1 protein-coding gene is annotated in these 597 nt (G+C 73.7%); it reads right to left on the minus strand.

All coding sequences use genetic code 11. The features are described from left to right. Positions 1 to 597: DUF6600 domain-containing protein (locus tag ACH65_RS20420; protein ID WP_049624061.1), on the minus strand; the 597-nt coding region annotated here is incomplete at both ends.

Raw genomic sequence — 597 nt, forward strand, 5'->3', positions numbered from 1 at the left:
GCCGCGGCCATGGAAGCGGCCCGCGTTGACGTTGCCGTAGTAGCGCCGGCTCACCCGGTACCACGGCGTGTAGACATCGCCGGGGCCGAGCGGGAACCAGCCGACGGGCCCGCCCACGCCCACCGAAACGTTCCAGTGCGTACCGCCGACGAAGGCCACCAGTGCCGGCGCATACACCGGCCGCAACGCGACCGGCCCCGGCACCCAGCCCCAGCCGCGGGGCCGGTACACCCAGCGCCCGTAGTGATACGGCGCGAAGCCCCACGGCGTGGCGTCCACCCAGGTCCAGCCCCAGGGCGCGACCCACACCCAGCGGCCGTCGCGGTACGGCGCCCAGCCCGGCGCCATGCCGGCGGGGTACCACACGGCGCCGTAGTCGGCGTCGCTCTGCCAGCTGCCGTAGCCGTCGAGATCCTGGTAGCCGATCATTTCGGTGGAGACGTAGCGCGTGACGGTCGAGGCCGCATAGCGGCGGTCGCGCTCGCCGCACCAGGCGTCGAAGGCGTCCATGCCGTCGAGGTCGTCGATGCTCACCATGCCGAGCGCGGGGTCGGTGAAGCGATAGCGGCGCCCGGCGACCACGTCGCGCTGCGCGCC

It is taken from the genome of Frateuria defendens (genome assembly GCF_001182895.1).
Taxonomy (GTDB): domain Bacteria; phylum Pseudomonadota; class Gammaproteobacteria; order Xanthomonadales; family Rhodanobacteraceae; genus Frateuria_B; species Frateuria_B defendens.